The organism is Mucilaginibacter limnophilus (assembly GCF_004005815.1).
In the GTDB taxonomy this organism is placed as follows: Bacteria; Bacteroidota; Bacteroidia; order Sphingobacteriales; family Sphingobacteriaceae; genus Mucilaginibacter; species Mucilaginibacter limnophilus.
Genome location: NZ_SACK01000001.1, coordinates 454416 through 473684, shown reverse-complemented (window position 1 = coordinate 473684; position 19269 = coordinate 454416). Strand labels below are relative to the sequence as shown.

At 43.2% G+C, this 19269-nt stretch carries 13 protein-coding genes; 2 read left to right on the top strand and 11 right to left on the bottom strand.

Annotation, left to right across the window (positions count from 1 at the left end; genetic code table 11):
- Window positions 1-12: 12 nt before the first annotated feature.
- The 5 genes from EOD41_RS02100 to EOD41_RS02080 form a co-directional block, all read right to left on the bottom strand.
- The gene (locus EOD41_RS02100) at window positions 13-3618 is read right to left on the bottom strand and encodes a BamA/TamA family outer membrane protein (RefSeq protein ID WP_127703121.1); all 3606 of its coding nucleotides are present in this window, start codon (window positions 3616-3618) and stop codon (window positions 13-15) included.
- The gene (locus tag EOD41_RS02095) at window positions 3608-4219 is read right to left on the bottom strand and encodes a phosphatase PAP2 family protein (RefSeq protein ID WP_127703120.1); all 612 of its coding nucleotides are present in this window, start codon (window positions 4217-4219) and stop codon (window positions 3608-3610) included. The genes EOD41_RS02100 and EOD41_RS02095 overlap by 11 nt, the downstream gene beginning before the upstream one ends.
- An 8-nt stretch (window positions 4220-4227) precedes the next feature.
- A complete protein-coding gene (locus EOD41_RS02090; protein ID WP_240663133.1) occupies window positions 4228-5007 on the bottom strand; it encodes an SdiA-regulated domain-containing protein in 780 nt (259 codons plus the stop codon).
- A 70-nt stretch (window positions 5008-5077) separates the two neighbouring features.
- Window positions 5078-7114, bottom strand: a complete 2037-nt coding sequence (gene ppk1, locus EOD41_RS02085) for a polyphosphate kinase 1 (protein ID WP_127703118.1) — start codon at window positions 7112-7114, stop codon at window positions 5078-5080.
- Complete coding sequence (locus EOD41_RS02080; RefSeq protein ID WP_127703117.1) at window positions 7101-8309, bottom strand: Pycsar system effector family protein; 1209 nt, start codon at window positions 8307-8309, stop codon at window positions 7101-7103. Before EOD41_RS02080 ends, ppk1 begins: the two co-directional genes overlap by 14 nt.
- 161 nt (window positions 8310-8470) lie before the next feature.
- Between EOD41_RS02080 and EOD41_RS02075 the strand changes: the two genes are divergently transcribed.
- Entirely contained in the window at window positions 8471-9295 is an 825-nt protein-coding gene (locus tag EOD41_RS02075; RefSeq protein ID WP_127703116.1) for an NHL repeat-containing protein, read from the top strand.
- Window positions 9296-9472: 177 nt separating this feature from the next.
- The gene (locus EOD41_RS02070) at window positions 9473-10288 is read left to right on the top strand and encodes a carboxypeptidase-like regulatory domain-containing protein (protein WP_127703115.1); all 816 of its coding nucleotides are present in this window, start codon (window positions 9473-9475) and stop codon (window positions 10286-10288) included.
- Between the two features lie 85 nt (window positions 10289-10373).
- Here the strand turns inward: EOD41_RS02070 and EOD41_RS02065 are convergent, their stop codons facing one another.
- The 6 genes from EOD41_RS02065 to EOD41_RS02045 all read right to left on the bottom strand — a co-directional run bounded on the left by EOD41_RS02065 (window position 10374) and on the right by EOD41_RS02045 (window position 19204).
- Entirely contained in the window at window positions 10374-10940 is a 567-nt protein-coding gene (locus EOD41_RS02065; protein ID WP_127703114.1) for an RNA polymerase sigma factor, read from the bottom strand.
- Window positions 10941-11139: 199 nt separating this feature from the next.
- Complete coding sequence (locus EOD41_RS20635; RefSeq protein WP_164849835.1) at window positions 11140-11298, bottom strand: hypothetical protein; 159 nt, start codon at window positions 11296-11298, stop codon at window positions 11140-11142.
- A gap of 668 nt (window positions 11299-11966) precedes the next feature.
- Window positions 11967-13289 (bottom strand): TolC family protein, encoded by a 1323-nt coding sequence (locus EOD41_RS02060; protein WP_127703113.1) that lies wholly within the window; start codon window positions 13287-13289, stop codon window positions 11967-11969.
- 11 nt (window positions 13290-13300) lie between these two features.
- Window positions 13301-13978 (bottom strand): ABC transporter ATP-binding protein, encoded by a 678-nt coding sequence (locus tag EOD41_RS02055; RefSeq protein WP_127703543.1) that lies wholly within the window; start codon window positions 13976-13978, stop codon window positions 13301-13303.
- Between the two features lie 238 nt (window positions 13979-14216).
- On the bottom strand, window positions 14217-16640 hold the full coding sequence (locus EOD41_RS02050) for an ABC transporter permease (RefSeq protein WP_127703112.1): 2424 nt from the start codon (window positions 16638-16640) through the stop codon (window positions 14217-14219).
- Between the two features lie 104 nt (window positions 16641-16744).
- Window positions 16745-19204, bottom strand: a complete 2460-nt coding sequence (locus EOD41_RS02045; protein WP_127703111.1) for an ABC transporter permease — start codon at window positions 19202-19204, stop codon at window positions 16745-16747.
- Between the last annotated feature and the right edge of the window lie 65 nt (window positions 19205-19269).

Below are 19269 nucleotides of genomic sequence, written 5' to 3'. Positions count from 1 at the left end.
TCCTTAATCCTTTCAGAACCTGAATTTCATGGATATGTACGGGTACCAACCTTCGTCAGAGTTTCCGGCAACCAGTTGTACAACGGCCAGTCGTGCCGGTGCAAAATAAATACCGCCTCCCTGTCCTGTGTGCCATTTATCTGAGCTTTCGCCCTGTTCCCACACTCTGCCTGTGTCAAAAAATCCTGTTATACCAAACTGCCCGGGCAATATATAGCTAATAAAATCGCCAAGTTTTACGCGCAACTCAAGGTTATTGTAAACGCTGTGCTGCCCTGCAAAACGGTATTGCCTGTAACCCTGCAAATTTTGCTGTCCACCTAAAAACAACGACTGGTAAAAAGCCGTTTTTCCTATTGTAATACCGCCGCCTATCCTGTCGGCCAGTACAATGGTTGAGCGCGAGTTAAGACTTTTATAAAATGCCACTTCGGGCAGTACTTGTATAAATGATTTTGAGTAGTTGTTTAGCCCTTTATATCCTTCTATTTTAATATTAACCACATTTCCCCATGCCGGCAGCACAGGATTATCTCTTTTATCGCTGATATAATTAAGCACTATGCCGGCGTGAATTTTATCTTTATTCACAGTAGCGCTATCATAAGACCCAATTAACTGCGAATTGTTAATCAGCCTTCCATTATTTTCTTCACTGTCGAGGTGATAATATTGCAACGAGGGGCCTATGCTAACCGATGTACCCGGAGAAAGGCGCCATCTGAAAGCCGGATCAAACTCAAACGTATTGTACCTTGTGCGGTAATACCTGAATTCGCGATCCTTGTCAAAAACTGTTTCGTTTCCCCGCCCGAAAAAGTTCGCCGTATTATCGGGTGCCTTAACAAGTGCCTGCAAAATTATATCAGCCTTTCCAATTAAGTCGATCCACTCGGCATTATATTTTACGTTGAAGGCTTTTGTTGCAAAAGCGTGACTGATCATCAACTGATGTGAATAATTGTAGGGCTCTTTACGGAAACCTTCCTGATGAATGTATTTGAAGCCTGCACCCAGCATAAATCCGTCGTCGGCATTAATAGCCGCCGTAACCAGCGGGATAAATTTGTTGTACAGGTTTACAGGCACAAACGCTGTGTTGGCGCTATCCATAGAAAGATGTTTTGCCAACCTGTCTGTATCTCCCCGAAGCGTTATACCATTACCTTTGTTATAAAGCGGTATAGTTTTACGTGAGTTAACAACCTCATATATTTTATCTCCTTTTTTGCCGATAACTTTCAGATTTATAGGTGATGTTGTGTTGTTGATGATAACATGGTCGTCGCCATCTTCAACATATATCCTTACTTCTTTGGTGATATCAGCACTGAAGGTATTATCCATCAGAACGCTTTCAAGCTTACCTTCCTTATTGACTTTGGTTATCTTCACGCGCATTGAACGGGCGGTGTCACTGCTTACTTCAACCTGTTCATTTTTGTCAGATGTGCGGATATCCACTATCTTATTCATGAACCTGTAGTATCGGGCCATGGCTGCAGGAATATTGTCCCGACGCTGTTTAAGCTTTTGCAATAATTCATCATGCCTGATAGGATATACTTCTGCAGGCAGACGTTTCAAGCCGGCTTCAAGCACGGCATCTGTTTCGGCGGCTACAAATTCATTAGCCAGTTTCATCCATTCGGCATAGCTTAAATTGTTTGCCGGATAAGGATGCATAAAGCGTGTTTTGTATAGCGACCATTTAACGCTTGGTATTTTTGCATCGAAACCCTGCAAGGTCGGCGACACCCAGGGCAAAGCCGCTATACCCGGAAACAATCCCTCGTTTACATAAATTACCTGGTCACGGTCGCGCGGAACAGCGGTATAAACAGTTTTATCGCCTTGTTTTTTCTCTGTCCAGCGCCATTGATCTTCGTGCCTGTCCCAATCTCCCAATAACAAGTCGAGCATACGGGCGCGTAAGTATTCGCGGCTGTCGAAAGTATTATCATTATCCTTATTCAACGCCTTCAGCATTTTAGGCGTGTTCTTTGATTCGCCTGTAGGTTCCCTTTCTTCAAGAAGGCATACCATATTGGCAAATGTCGACTCATATTTGCCCAGGTTCTTATCAGCCGATACAACACCTATTATCGGGTTGGCATGCGGCACTCCGGCGGCCTGTGCAAGCGGTGGAACTATTAAAGCCGAATAAGGGTGCTGCGCGCTCATGGCATCCTGCACCCAATCTTTAGCGAAGGTTTCCTGCAGTTCGTTAGGCAAAATCTTTTCAGGGCTTTTTTGTACGCTGCGCAACACCCATTCTTTGCCATTAGCGTCAACCAACCTTAACGATTTCGACTGGAAACCGCCCCCTAATTGCAATGGCTTTAAACCGCCATGTATGGTTGATAAACGGATAACCGGAAGCTTTGTCGGCTTAGCCCACTCCTCGCGGTAATTTTTGCCGAACAGAAACCTGTGAAAATTGCCTACGCTGTCGTAAGCAGGTTTTATGGCCACTACTGTGCTGTCGCCCGCAACAGGCTTTATCTGCGCTATCTTGTTAAAGTTTCCTTTAACATACTGCTGCACATATTCAAACGCACGCTTTACCGTATCGCCGCTTACAGTGTAATAGGTAAACAGCATGCGGTTACCTGATAACAGATCAGCAGTCACATAACCCTGCGTTGCATTGGCAAACAGGGAATGCGAACCCTTTTTGGCATAGGTTTGCTTAGCGCCTGCGCCGCTTACTACCTGCACTTCCTTGTTTTTTATAAACTGAAGCCCATGCTCATGCCCTGCAACATGTACCAGGTTGGGATAGCCCTTAAACACACCGTCGACACGGTTTATCATATCTTTATACAACGGATGGCCTAAGTCCTCGGGATTTGTAAACAACGTGCGCAAGGCCGGGTACAGTGAGCCAATTACCGGCAGCGGGATGTACAGGTTTTTATTGGCCGCCGTTAGCGGGAAGATATGATCTTTAAGCGAATAATAGCCACCATGTGTGCCATATGTTTGAAAGGGATGATGCGATGCCAGCAGGATCACTTTGCCACTGTTATGCGCGAATATCTCCTGCATCCGGGCTATAACATCTTCTTTGGTATTGCAGTCGCATTCAGCATCAGAGTTGCTTTTATTATAGGTGTAAACCCACCATTCACTGTCGAACGCGATGATAGTCAGGCTGTCGGTCAGGTTTATTTCAACTGGGTCAGGGCAGCCGTTGCGAGGCACCATTTTCAGCAGACTGTCCTGCTGTTCATCCAGAAACTCCCATTGGCGTTTGATCTTAGCAAGACCTAATGGTCCCATCCTATCCCAGTCGTGGTTACCGGGAATAAAATAAACCGGTGCGCCCTTAGCTTTGAACGGCTGGTATTGAGACCGTAAAATCTGCTGTGATTGTTTTTCTTCCGGGCTACCGGGCAAGCCAATACCTCGTGGATAGATATTATCACCCAGGTACATTACCATGCTTTTGCCTGGCAACAGTTTGCTTACAGCATGACTTAATACCTGCCCTTGCTGCTTATCCATTTCGCCGGCATCGCCAATAAAAATTATACGGTATTTTACTGTATCCTGAGCTTTTAATGTGAGGATATTTAATAAGAGAACAAGCAGCAAGAAATATTTACTGTTCATACATGCGGTTGCGGTAATAGCGCTTGAAGAGTTTACGGTTCAGCCAATGGCTTGCATAACCCGAACCAATCCCTACTAACGCTCCACCTACCACATCTGACGGATAATGCTTACCCAAATACATACGCGAATACGCCACAGAACCTGCCCAGGCATAAGCCGGAACAGTTACATACCATTTTTTGCACTGCAAAGATAGTGTTGTTGCCGTAGCAAAGGCCAAACTGGTATGCCCTGATGGCAACGACATATCACTTGACGGCGTTGAAAATATCATACCCGGATGCGCGTCCATCGGGCGGGTACGGTTGAATGATCTTTTAAGTACGTCGGTTATTAAAACGTTGGTACCAATACTGATTAGCAGATCATATGAAGCATGTTTAACATTTTGGTCTCCGCTGACAAGTCCGTAGATAAGCGTTCCTGCCGGCAGTGTATAACCTGCCCAGTAAACCGAGTTACTGGTTTGCTGCCAATAGCGTGAAGCCGGGTTTTGCGGGTTAATGCTGTTTAACAAATTCGCATCGAGCCCCTGACCCACTATACACTTGCAACAACACACCATAAAAAATAGCCATATCCACCTGCCTTTCAACATCTTTTGCCTTATTTTTTAAATATAAACTTTAATATCGTACCGCTGCCTGAGCCGCCTTCGTTTGAAATATACAAATTATTTTGCTTATCAAACGCAATCCCTTCAGGTTGAGGGAATAACGAGCTATTTAATGAATAAGTATCTTTCACCTGCCAGTTAACATCAGCAACTACCAAAAGCTTGTTTACTGATGATAAAATATACCATTCGCCGGTGCGCGGATTTTTAGCAAGCGCCGATGGCATAAAACGACCTTTCTTCTTCCCGGTATCAACTCTTACGCTGAATTCACCGGCCTGTTGTACGTTGCCGCCGGATAAAAGTTTAAAGATATAGCCGCTGGTAGCTTTATCTTTCTTATCTGCTTTGCAGTTTTTACACAGCACATACAATAACCCGGTCTTTTCATCGGCATGCATGCCTTCGTATTCCCCTTTAGGTAATAGTTTTACAAATGTTTTTACGGCAGATGCTTCCCTGTTGCGCAGTTGTGCGAACGGAAAAACAAATAAAGTGCCATCGCTGCGCAGCATCACTACCTGTTCGCGGGTTATGGCTATGTCTTCATAGTCACCTTTCCCGGCAAACTTGGTATCGAGTAAATGAATATCTTTCAAATCAAAAGTATAAACCCTGCCTGTTTCATCCTCCTGCGCATAAACCCACTTAGAATCTCCCTTATAAAAAGCAAGGCCGGATATTTCTGTAAGGGTTGACGGCAATGCATATTTAACGGGTTTCGACAAATCATACCCCGGTGGATTTTTAGCCGGTTGCTTTTTTTGCATACATGCGAAAAGCACAAATGATGAAAGCAACAATACACTTAAGAATGCTTTCGGCAATTTATTAAACACTTTATATTGATAGCTCATTAACACTTGTTTTCAATTGATTATAAATAGCAAACTGCGATTGTATAAAAGGCTCTGTAACGGTTACAGGCTGATTTTGCATATGCTCATCAACAATAACCGCTTTAACGTTATCCTGCAGTTGGAGCGCTATGATATCTAATATCTGGTTTTTTATTTGTTCATCATACACCGGGAAACAAACTTCAATACGGCGATATATATTTCGGTTCATCCAATCCGACGAGCCCATATACACTTCTGTTTTACCTTTGTTGCCGAATATAAATACACGGCCATGCTCCAGGTAACGATCAACAATGCGTCGAACTGTGATCCTGCTACTCATACCCTCGACACCCGGCACAATACAGCAGATACCGCGAATGATCAGTTTTATTCCAACTCCTGCTTCTGATGCTTCGTATAACTTACTGATCAACACCTGCTCTTCGAGGTTATTCATTTTTATAGTGATGGATGCAGGCATGCCATTTTTGGCATGATCAATTTCCCTGTCAATAAGCTCTATAAAGCGTTGCTGCAAATTAAACTGTGAAACCAGCAATTCTTTGAATGGAATCAAATCAGGCGATAATGGCTTTTTCCGTTTAGTGAGGAACATCAGCAACAATTCCATTTCACGTGTAAGCGTCGGGTTAGCCGTCATCAAAATATGATCGGTATAAAATGCTGCCGTACTCTCGTTAAAGTTTCCTGTAGCAAGCAGTCCGGTATACTTCAAGCGGTCGCCGCATTTGCGTTTAACCAAAGCTACCTTTGCGTGCACCTTAAGCGCTGTAATACTATAAATTATCTTTACGCCGGCAGCCTTCATTTTACGCGCCCACTTTATATTGTTAGCTTCGTCAAAACGGGCTTTCAGTTCTATCATCACCGTTATCTTTTTGCCGTTTTTTGCCGCGCTAATAAGCGCGTTAACAATCTTCGATTCTTTGGCTACACGGTAAAGCGTGATGTATATCTCTTCAACATCAGGGTTGGTTGCAGCCTCGTTAAAAAAGCGTTGTATACCTTTGTATGATTGATATGGCACGTTCAGCAATACATCCTGCTTGTCAATGTGTTCAAGCAAAGTTTGCTTATCTGGCAAAACAGGCCATTGTATGGCATGCCATTTTACATCCCTAAGCTGCGGAATGGTTACCGGAAAATCGACTAAATCCTTCAAATTATGATAACGCCCCCCCTCTACACTAACCGCGTTGTTAAGTCCTAACTGTGTAATTAAAAACTGCAGATTTCGTAACGGAATATCGGGAGCGTGTAGAAAACGTGTAGCAAGTCCCTGATCACGTTTGTTAAGCTGTTTTTCCACTTCTTCGGCAACATCACCGGGATATTCATCTTTCAAATCAAGCTCGGCATCGCGTGTCACCTTAAAGCTGTAACAGCCTTCTACTGTATTATCAAGAAACAGATTTTGCAGGTTAAGACGGATGATATCGTCAATAAACACAACAACCTTTTCATTATCAACATCAGTTGTAAAAAAGCGCGATATTTTATCTGAAGGAATGTTTACAATAACACTTTTTTGTGAGCCTGTTTTTTCCTGAAGTTGAACTATAAAGTAAAGAAGGTTATTCTCTGGAAAAAAGCGTGTTAGGCCATCAAGGTACACTGGCTGCAGGTAAGCCAGTATATCGCTGTAAAAATATTCTGTTAAAACGGATTCTATCTTTTCAGGTATCTCCTCATTGTAGTAAACATGAACATTATTCTTTCGCAATTGCGGAATAATTTCACTGGTTAGTACACGCCCATAACGCCGCTGCTGACTGAGTATGGTGCCTTTCGCCTTTTGCAAAATATAAGCTTCCTCGCCTATGTTTTCTAAAGCAGCTATCACAGGCATACGCACACGGTAAAACTCGTCGAGATTCGACGAAAATATCGACAAAAACTTTATCCGCTCAAGCAAAGGCACAGCTTCGCTCTCCGCTTCTGCAAGCACCCTACCGTTAAATGACAACCAGCTAAGGTCGCGGTTGTTAAAGTAATGCTTAGTCGTTGCCATGTATAATAGACGCGATGATGTACGCCGCTACCGCTACTATTAACCCGAACATAAAGATGTTATACGATATGCGCAGCAAACGGTATTTTTTGCCAAGTACCACGCCTTGCGAGTAATTATCCCGTATCAGGTTTCCATACAAAAAGTCCTTATCTTCCATCAACTGGAACATACCCGCGCTATATTCGTCAAGAGACATGCGGTAAAAATTACCAAAGAACAGCAGGTTAACTTCTTTATTGCGCAGGTTATCCAGCGTAAAACGTCCGTCGGGTATGGAGGGCCTTGTTGCCAGTATGGAAAAAGTTATAGTGAGCAAACTAACCGACAATAGTAAAAACGTGGGTATCATAAACGCGCTTGATTCGTCGAGTTTACGCAGAACCAAACTAATGATAGCTGATAAGATGATGGAATTTACGGTAATCATTATATGCGCCTTGTTATCGGCCATGTCGCTCAATCGTTGGTGGTTAGCCGAGCTGATCCTGAACATGGTTTCAATGCCTCTTTCGGGTCGCTCGCCTTTCTTTTTCTTTTCCTCTTCATGCGGAATAATAGTGGCATCATACTGCGTCAACGGCTCTTTTTGGGCTTCACCGTCTGCCTGCTTTTGTTTTAACTCTGCAAGGTTTTTCGCTTTTTGGTCATCGAGCAGTAGCCGGCAATAATTAGTAAAATAGCGGTGACTTTCCATCAATTCTATGGTCTTTTTGCGCCAGTCGCTTTTATTAATTTCCTTATGGCATAACAGCTTAATTTCTTCGCGTAACTGCCTGCTTTTCTTACGATAGTCTTCGGTACCTAAATGGAACAGATCGGCATCACACAAAATCTCTTCCAGCAAACCGTTTGGTTGCTGTGGCATGCGTGTTGCCATAATTACGCCCGACACCTTATCAATAACCGCCCTGTCAACCAGTTTATGTTTTAAATAATCGGCTGCAGCATGCGCGCCGCCTTCCTCATGTTTTGTAGCATCAATCATATACCCCGTATCGTGAAACCAGGCAGCGCAAACAACAATAAAAAAGTCCTCGTTGTTAAGCTGGTAATGATTGGCTATCTGCACAGTGGAAGTCACCACATTTTGCGTATGCGTAAGATTATGATATGTAAGCGCAGGATTGTTATGCTTATTAAAAAAGCTGATAACATGCTCCCGCACTTCGTCAAGCAGTTGTTTGTAATCCATGTTGTTATCCGGAATCAAAATATGGTTTTGAATATAAATATCGCTATTTGCCGAAACAAACATGCGTTTAAACGTATTTATTTGCTTATTTATTCTTTGCTTAACATTCGCTTGCTATATTACATTTGTAACATTACATCCTGTCACTTAAAACCATCCTTATGAAAACGCTTTTTAAAGTTTCAGCAGCAATTACATTAGCATTATCTATTTCCGCAGCTTCAGCACAGCAACACCGGGTAGTGAAGCTGTGGGAAACACCGAATAAACTGGCAATCCCTGAATCTGTTTTTCCGGATGGTAAAATTTTGTACGTAGCGCTCATCAACGGCAAACCCTGGGACAAAGACGGCGTAGGCAGCATTGGTAAAGTAAGTACCGAAGGAAAAATTATTGATACCGCCTGGGTAACCGGCCTTAATTCACCGAAAGGTATGGGCAAACATGGCAATATACTTTATGTGGCTGATATGGATGAAGTGGTAACTATTGACATAAAGAAAGGCGCTGTTATCAGCAAAATCAAAATTGATGGCGCTGAAAATTTAAATGACATTACCATTGACAAGAAAGGCGCTATTTATGTAACCGATTCAAAGCTTGGTAAAGTATTTAAACTTGATGGGAATAAAGGCATGCTTTACCTTGAAGGATTAAAAGGCTTAAACGGCATTAAAGCTGTTGACAATGATTTGTACGTTTTAGCTGATGCTATGTACAGGGTTGATCCGGCTAAGAAGCTTACCAAAATAACCACGCTTGAAAACGGCGGCGATGGTATTGAACCGATTGGAAATGGCGATTTCCTGGTAACAGCATGGCAAGGTTATTTGTATTATGTTAAAGCTGATGGCACTAAAGACATATTGCTTGATACGCATACTGCGAACATCCAAACCGCCGATATAGGTTACGATCCAAGTACGAAGACAATTTATGTTCCTACATTCTTCGCTAAATCAGTCGCGGCATATACGCTTCAATAATATTCAGAAGCCCTTTAGTGTTCTGGAGGGCTTTTTTATTATCAACAATTGTACACATTATGGTTTCACGCAATGTATTGCAGTTTTAAGGTTAAGGTAATCGAAAAACAAATAAAGGATGATGGTTTCTGAGTAACAATCAAGTCGTAAGTTTCGTCATATCAAGAAAATTAAAATATGATATCTGTATATAAAAAATTAATTCCCTGCGCTGCAGGGCTGTTATTCGCTTTTACTACGAACGCACAGATTGTTGAAGGTACTGTTAAAGACGCTAAGACCGGCGAAACGCTACCTTATGTAAATGTGGGTATAGTTGGCAAAAGCATAGGTACTGTAACTAACCAGGACGGTAAGTTTAAGCTCGACCTGAAAGGCAGCACTGCCGATACACTTAAACTATCGATGATTGGTTACAAGCCGCAAGCGTTTATAACCGGCAGCTACAGCACCGGCAAAGTGATAGCCCTCCAGCCTGACGTGGTGAACCTTAAAGAAGTTAAGGTTAAGCCTAAAAAATGGAAAACGGCTCTACTCGGTAATCAAACCAATTCAAAATCGGGCAATGCGGGTTTTACCAGTAACAAACTTGGTAATGAAATAGGTACCATTATCAAGATTAAAAAATCGCCTACGCTGATAAAGAAGTTTTTTGCCAATGTGGCCATGGAGCCACAGGATTCGGTAAAAATGCGCCTTAACTTTTACAGTGTAAAAGACGGCCTGCCCGACCAGTTGCTGAACACCAGGAACATTTTTGTAACACTAAAAAAAGGCCAGGAGCAGATTGCCCTCGATTTGGAGCCATACAATATTATTGCAGAGGACAAATTCGTAGTAACACTTGAATGGATTGAAAACGCCCGTGGACAGGGTGTGCATTTCTCGGCAAGCTTTTTTAAAGGACCAATTATTGCCCGTGAAACCAGTCAGGCCGATTGGGAAAAAGTAGGCATGTTCGGTCTTGGATTTTATGTACTGGCTGAGTACTAATCAACAGGTATTAACAACAAAGGCCCCGCAATACGGGGCCTTTGTTATATATGATAGATTGAAAATTTCGCTTACAACATTGCTTTTAACATGCCATGCAGTGCTGCTCGGCGATGTTCATTTTCCTGATCTTATCTTTTAGTATAGTACGGGCGCGATGTAAAGTTGTGCGCGACAGCAGTTCGCTCATACCAAGGGTATCGCCTATTTCCTGGTGCGAATAACCTTCAATAGCATACATGTTAAACACCGAGCGATAGGTATCAGGTAGTGTTTGTATCATTTTCAGCAGGTCGGCGGCTTCAAGGCGGTTACCGTTGTTAGAGCGGCTTAACTGATAAGTGTTCTCGCTGAAATCGTCAACCAGTACCATTGATTTTGCTTTGCGATAGCGTGAAATAGCAGCGTGTACCATAATACGGCGGATCCATCCCTCAAGGCTGCCCTCGCCGCGGTAGTTGTGCATGTTCTTGAATAATTTAATAAAACCCTCTTGCATAATGTCCTGGGCTTCGTCTTTGTCGGCGGCGTAGCGCTGACAAACGGCCATCATTTTAGTTGAAAGTATTTTGTAAAGAAGCTCTTGATTTTTACGTTCGTTGCGCAGGCAGCCTTCCCATAATTGTTGTAAGCGATTTTCAGTTGTTGTCATTGTGATATTATTTTCAATTTGATACCACTATGCCAAAATTGGCACCACAACTACAAACTATTGACCATCAATATATTATATTTTATACAACAGAAAAAACTGTTCGGAAACGTACATTGTTCGTACATAGGCGGACGGTAGCGCTTATAATAAGATACTGGATATCAGTTTGAGATATGAGGGTCTGTAGGTGTTGACGTCAACAGGGTAAACACCTGTCAACACCGTCAACACCGTCAACACCGTCAACACCGTCAACACCGTCAACACCGTCAACACCGTCAACACCGTCAACACCGTCAACACCGTCAACACCGTGCTTCAGTTTGCAACTGAAGCACGGTGCCTGTCGCCTCACCCATTTTACGGTAGTGATTTATTCACTGTCACCGCTACCCTCTCCACTGGAGAGGGTTTGTACAGACTATGCATTTTGCAGTGACATTGTCGGGAGGTTACCGTGCTCCGTTAGGAATGGCCTAATGCTTTATGCAAGCCAGTGGATGTACTTTTTTTCTTTTGCCGGAAAAGAAAAAAGTACCAAAAAAGAAACCGGCCGGCTGCACTTGAGCCTTTTAAAGCTTTTGCTATGGCTTTGTCTGTGCTACCCGGCCCAGCTGATGCCGGGATTTTGTCGGGTATTTAGGGGTTGTCAGGCTATTTTTAATTATATCCCCTGCATCTCTCTTAACGTCATTGCGAGGAACGAAGCAATCTCTGAACCTTTCAGGCCTATTTGCATGTGTAGAGATTGCTTCGTTCCTCGCAATGACGTGTTTTGATTTTGACCCAGTAATTCAATCTTTAAATTCAAAAATTCTTAAAATTCAGGTTCAGACAAATGCGTTAAGGATGGCAACGGATACCGGCCCAGTGGCTAAGGCCTGCAGCCGTATGAGCAGAAAGCCTGTGCTGTAGGGCAACGCCCAAACAAATCTTATCAAACAAAGAAGTCCGCTAAGCTGCTGCCTAACGGACCTGGTGATTGTTTGTGATGAATTGTGAAAAAGGACTTGTATGTCTTTATTAAAACGAAAGGCGGTTTTGATAGTAATCCAATATCTTGGTGCGTACAAAGTAGTCGTAACGGGCATTTATCAGGTTAATTCGGGCACGGTCGAGGTTACCTTTTGCTACGGTATAATCAACTGAATTCAGCGCGCCCGCGTTAAAGCGTACTTCAATGGTACGGAAGGCTTCGGCATAAGCATCAACCTGATCGGTAAGTACTTTATATCTGTCGTACGCTATCACCATATTGTTATACGCCTGGTCAACATTTTGCTTCAACTGTACTTTTGTTGTTTGATCGGCATACTGGGCTTCACTAAGATCAATTTTAGCAAGGGCTACCCTGTTACGGTACAAAAAGTTGTTCAGGATTGGTACCGATACCGTGATACCAAAGCTGTTACCAAAGTTATTTTTGAACTGCGACGAATACGGATCGTTTATATTACTTGAATAGTTAGTAGCCAGATTACCCGACAGCGACACGGTTGGAAACAGGTTGCCTTTGGCCACGCTTACACCTTTCTCGGCGCTCTTAACACGCAGTGAAGCTGCCTGCACTGACGCAAAGTCCCGTAGCGAATTAGCATATATTTCGTCCTGAAGTTGTTTATAGTTACCGGGCAGTTGATCGGCAGACAAGCGTTCAAACTTCACATTGCTTTCAAACGGCGCGTTCATTAACTGCAGTAAATCAATTTTGGCTGAAATAAGACTGTTGTTTGCATTGATTAGCGATAACTGATCATTCGCCAGCTGACCTTTCAGATTATAAAATTCAGCAGGTGTGGCGCTACCGTCGTTGTTAAGCACTTGAAGCCGCTGAACCTGATTTTTTGATACATCAACCTGTGTAGCAGCTTGTGCAACCTGGTCGGTATTGCTTTGCACCAGCAGGTAAGCAGCTATCACGTTCAGGCTGATATCATTCTTAGCTTGTTGATAATCCATTTTACCGGCCTGATAAGCAAGTGAGGTTTGCTTGATGCTGTTTATCAGCGATAGTCCGTTAAATACGGTTAAACGGCTGTTAAGCGAATAAAAAGCCAGCTTACTTTGGTCGTTTACGTAAGTACCGGTGGCGTTGTCAAAAAAACGTCCGTTATTAAAATTATGAGTTACCTCGCCGTTTATAGTAGGCAGCAGGTTGGCGCGTGCCTGGTTGTAATACACCTTGCTTCGCTCCATATCCAATTCGCTGCGTTTCACGTCAAGGTTGTTGCGTATGGCAATATCAAGGCAGTCTTTAAGCGTATATACGGTATCGGTTTGCTGACTGTAAGCCATTGCCGACGAGAACAGAAGTGTTAAAAATAAAAGTGATTTAAAATATCGCATGTGTGTTAAGATCATAGAGTGATTGATGACTCGATCCTGCCGTCGAGCAGGTTAATGATACGTGAGCCGTACTGAGCGTTCTTTTCAGAGTGAGTTACCTGTACAATGGTTACGCCGTCTTCCTTGTTTAGCTTACGGAAAAGTTCCATAATTTCTTCACCCTGTTTCGAGTTAAGGTTACCGGTAGGCTCATCGGCCAAAAGCAACTTTGGTTTGCTGATAAGCGCACGTGCTACCCCTACCAGTTGCTGCTGCCCTCCCGAAAGCTGCGACGGAAACAGGTCTTTTTTCCCAACTATGCCAAAACGGTCGAGCATGTCGGCAACCAACGCTTTACGCTCAGACCCTTTGATGTCCTGATAAATAAGCGGTGTTTCGATGTTCTCATAAACGGTAAGCTCATCAATAAGGTGGTAAGCCTGAAACACAAAACCGATATATTGTTTATACAGTGCCGAACGTTGTTTTTCTTTAAGCTGATGCACGGGCTGATCGATAAAGTAATGATACCCGTCGGTTGGCGCGTCGAGCATACCAATAATGTTAAGCAGGGTTGATTTGCCCGAACCCGATGGCCCCATGATGGATACAAATTCGCCTTCTTCAATATCAAGGCTCAGATCGTTAATAACATAGGCTTTGTTAGGCCCGTTCTGGTAGTATTTAGAAATATGTTGCAGTGACAGCATGTTATTGTTGAATGATTTTGGCATATGTAACGCATAAATATACCAAAGTTACAACTTGCTAAAAACCAGAGACTTACAACACATACCCATTAAAAACTGTCCGTATACGAAACAAAAAAGTGTGCGGTTATGATACAGTGGGCTGGTGAATGGTGAATGGACCATGGTTGATAGTTCATGATATATGGTATTAAGTAATCACTAATTAATACTCACGATTCACCAATAACTATTACCCTTATTCGCTTCTTAAGCTTTTTACCGGGTTGGCAAGGGCTGCTTTAACAGCCTGAAAACTGGTAGTTACAAACGCGATTATAATCGCAGTTAAAGCGGCTAAAGCAACCACCCACCATTGTATATCCTGCCGGTAGGCAAAGCCCTGCAGCCATTTCTGCATAAAGTACCAGGCCAGCGGTACGGCTATCAGTATGGCTACCAAAACCGGTTTTAAAAAGTCTTTTGAAAGCATGCCAACAATACCGCTTACATGCGCGCCCAGTATTTTGCGTATGCCAATCTCTTTAATACGCTGCTCGGTTGAATAAGCGGTTAAACCGAATAAACCAAGGCAGGCAATCAATATAGCCATTATGGTAAAGATGATGAAAAGCTTACCGGTACGCTGTTCGGCACGGTAAAATGAATCAAAGTTTTCGTCCATAAATGAATAGCTGAACTCCTGGTTGGGCGAAAACTTTTTCCATACGTTTTCAATCTGCGCAATGGTGGCCGAAATATTTTTTGTTTGTGTGCGGATGCACAACCCGCCGCCATCCTGCTCAAGTATCAATACTAACGGACTGATATTTTCGCGAAGCGATGTAAAGTTGAAATCTTTCATGATACCGATAATGCGATACCCCTTTACGCTTGTCACCATATCATCCTGCGGACTGTAGATCATGCTGTTTAATGGCTTATCAAAGTTCAGCATTTTAGCGGCGGCTTCGTTTATCACCACCGCCGACGAATCTGTAGGCATATCTTTAGAGAAAAACCTGCCGGCCGCCATTTTGATACCCAAAGTGTTCACGTAATCTTCGTCAACCATCCATTTTTGGGTCATCATCGAGCGTTTTTCGTCAATAACCGGGTCTTTAAAAACAGTAGTGCTGTTGCCGTAACCACTCATGGGCACATAGCCGGTAAGCGTGGCATTGTTTACCCCCGGCAATTGTTTTATTTCCTGCTTAAATGAAGGCAACTGTTTATCAAGCATCCATACGTTTTGCACTATCATTACCTGATCACGGTTGTAGCCCAGGTTGCGGTTCTGGATATACTGAAGCTGGTTATAGATCACCAGTGTACCTATTATCAGGAATACTGAAATAGCGAACTGAAACACTACAAGAAAATTGCGGAGCGTGCCCCCCTTCATCCCTACGGCAAGTTTGCCTTTTAATACCTGCACAGGTTTAAAACCTGACAGGAACAGCGCCGGGTAAGCACCCGCCAAACAGCCTAAAACTATACTAAAAGCCATCACAAGCGGCAATGCCCCAATAAGCAACTGCGGAGTTATTACCATTTCTTTACCGGCCAGCTGGTTAAACAGTGGTAGCAGTAACCGCGCGCCAATAAGAGCTATTACCGCACCAATAAATGTTATCAGTACCGATTCGGTAAGATACTGAATGATGAGGTTGTTGCGTGACGAGCCAAGCACTTTGCGTACACCTACTTCACGCGCCCTGTTTGATGAACGGGCGGTTGAAAGGTTCATGAAGTTTACACAAGCTATCAGCAGGATGAACACCGCTATCGCCGAGAAAATATATACGTACTCCATGCTACCGTTTGCCGATAGTTCGGCAACGCGGCTCGATTTAAGGTGAATGTCTGTCAGCGGTATCAGCGTAAGCTTAAAATAATTACCCGCCTGCTCAAATTTATCAAATGTTAAGTGGAGGATACTTTGCAGTTGCGAACCGGCTTGCTTACGTAGAAATTCCGGTAGTTTTGCTTCAAATTGTTTAACATCAGCTGTTTTCTTTAACAAAACATAAGTGTTATAATTATTGCTGAACCACGATTCGTTCCGGCTGTCTTCGAAGCCTGACATCGAAAGATAAAAATCGAAATCAAAGTGCGACTGCCGCGGAACATCTTTTATAACACCTGTTACTTTGTATAATTCATTGTTATTCAAAGTAAGCGTTTGCCCAACCACATTTACTTTGCCAAAGTATTTTCCGGCCATCTTTTCGGTTATTACAACCGTATTGGGTTCTTTCAGCGCTGTGGCCGGGTTACCATACAGCATAGGCAGGGTAAACACTTTAAACAGGGTTGAATCGGCAAAAACCACGGCATGTTCATGGATGTTCATATTGCCCTTTTTAACCTGGGCGCCGCCCCACATTCTAAACCTGACGGTACTTTCCACTTCCGGTAAGTCGGCTCTCACGGCTGCCGCTAACGGTGCCGGTGATACCGCGTACGAACCGGTATTGCCACCAAATTTCAAATCGCTGTTAAAACGATAAATGCGACCGGCCTTTTCGTTATACCTGTCGTATCGCAGCTCATCATACACATATAATGATATAAGCATAAAAATGGTTAACCCCAGCGCAAGGCCCAACAGATTAATAATGGTGAATCCCTTATTCTTCTTAAGGCTGCGGTATGCTGTTTTGAAATAATTCTTTATCATGGCAACTTTATTTGTCCATGGCCCATAGTCGATAGACCATAGTAGTTTATATAATTTAATCCATGTCCTGACTATGGACCATCGTACATGGTCTACGGGACTACTTACTCACTTCTCAGGCTCTTCACCGGATTAGCCATAGCAGCTTTAACCGTTTGAAAGCTCAGCGTTATAATAGCCGTTAGCAGCATGGCCAGCCCACCTAGTGCAAATACCCACCAGCTGATAGCAGTATGTTCGGCAAAGTTTTCTATCCACTTGTGCATGGCCCACCATGCAAGCGGCGTTACAATTACAAATGCCAGTATTACCAAAAGCACCAGCTCTTTTGATAGTAATGATACGATCTGGCGCACGCTTGAGCCCAGCACCTTGCGTATGCCTATCTCTTTGGTACGTTGCCCGGTGGTGTAAATGGCCAGCCCGAGCAAGCCTAAGCAGCTTATGAATACTGATAACCCGGTTGACCATGCCAATAGTTTCGACATGCGCTGCTCGCTTTCATAAAACTTGGCTATGCTCTCGTCAACAAATCCATAGTCAATATCGTATTCGGGATAAACCTCTTTCCAGGCGGCTTGAATTTGCGCTATGGCTTTTTTCCACTCGCCGCCACCTTCGGTTTTAGGTTTGAGGGCTACGTGTACCACATAGTTATTGTATTTCCAGGCGGGTACAATGGCAAGCGGTTTTATCGGGCTGTGTAACGATGCCGAATAAAAATCGTTTACCACGCCTATAACCATATCTTTTGTGTCGCCATGCTCAATAAATTTGCCTATCGCCTGCTCGGGTTTTTTGAAGCCTAGCGTATGCAGGTAGGTTTCATTTATCATCATTTGCGTAGTATCGCTCTTGGTGATATTGCGTCCGGCAAGCAGCTTTATTTTGTAGACGTTTATATAGTTTTCGTCGCCGTTTTTTAGCTGAAGATCAGTCTTAATTTCTTTTTTGCCATCGATGTATTTAACTGATGTGGTATTATAACCGGCTGATGACGGCGGCGTGCTACCGATGCTTATATTTTCTATTTGAGGAAAACTTTTAAGCTTATTTACAAATACCTGTTTTTTATCTGCATTATTTTCCCTCCATGGCGTATTCACAAATAATACGGCATCCTGCTTAAAGCCAAGATCTTTGTTAAGTGTGTAGCTTATTTGTTTGCTCACCAGTATAGTAGCCATGATAAAAAACTGCGCTATCACAAACTGTGTTACCGTTAGCGATTTGCGCAGCCAGGCATTGCGCGTTTTACCTGTACCGGCATGCGTTTGATTTTTCAACACACTAACAGGTTTATATCCCGACAATACCATAGCAGGATAAAAGCCCGACAACAGGCACACAATTACGGATAATAAAATCAGAAAGATGATTATGCTGGTTTCTTTCAGCATGCCCACCGTAATGTCTTCAGGAATAAAACCGGTGAAAAATTTTAATATGAGCGGTACGAGCGCTATGGAAACCAGCACCGCAAAAACGGTAATCAAAAAAGTTTCGCTTAAAAACTGTACGATGATCTGTTTACGGTTACCGCCTATTGTTTTGCGTATGCCTATTTCTTTTGCGCGATTAACAGCTTGTGCGGTGGTAAGGTTTATAAAGTTAATACAGCCCAGCACCAGCAAAAATGCCGCGATGGCCAGCAAGCCATACAGTGTGGTCAGATTGGCTGTACGGTAATTAAATGTAGCATACTCGCTGTTGAAATGGATATCTTTAAGCGGCTGCAGCTTAAAATCCTGAGTACCGTTAAAGTCTTTTCCGTTGTTTGGATCGTACTTCTTTTGAAGCTTTTCAAGTTGCGCTTCAATGTTGGCTACAGTGGCTTTATCATCAAGCACAACAAACAGCTGCGAAGCTGATGTGGTGTTGTCCCAGCGCTGGTTATACTTTTGCTGATCAGCCGACAAAGCCACACCCATACTGCTGAATGATATAAAATCATGAAAAACAAAATCGGTATTGCCGGGCAGGTTTTCAACCACGCCGGTTACTACTGTGTTCACAGTATCATTGTAAATAACCTTACGACCAATTACCTGCGCAGGCGTTAGCCTTGGGAAATATAACTCCGCCTGCTTTTGTGTAAGCACTACTTTGTAAGGCGTGCTAAGCGCGGTTTTAGCTTCACCAGCCAGCCATTTGTATTGAAATATATTGAAATAACGTGCATCGGCATAAACTACCTTATCCTGCTTTTTAAGATTTAAAGGTGTTGCCGTTCCATCCGGGACGGTGATCTTGGTATCGTCGTTAGCTATATAAAAAGGCGCGGCTTCCGTTATTCCGGCTATCTCGTTTTTTATAACACCTCCTAACGGAGACGTAACGCCACCATTTTTGTACGGCACGCCCGAGAAAGTAAAATTGGTTACCACATGGTAAATCTTATCACGCTTTGGATGAAAACTGTCAAACGAAAAATCATAAACCGCTATCATGTAAATAACCAACGCGGCACTTATACCAATGGCAAGGCCGGTAACATTTATCATCGTGAACACCTTTTGCCGCATTATGCTGCGCCAGGCCGTTTTGAAATAGTTTTTTAACATGAGTTAGTCATTAGTCAATGGTCATTAGTCATTGTTTTTTCATCAGTATCAGGCAATAGTCGGCT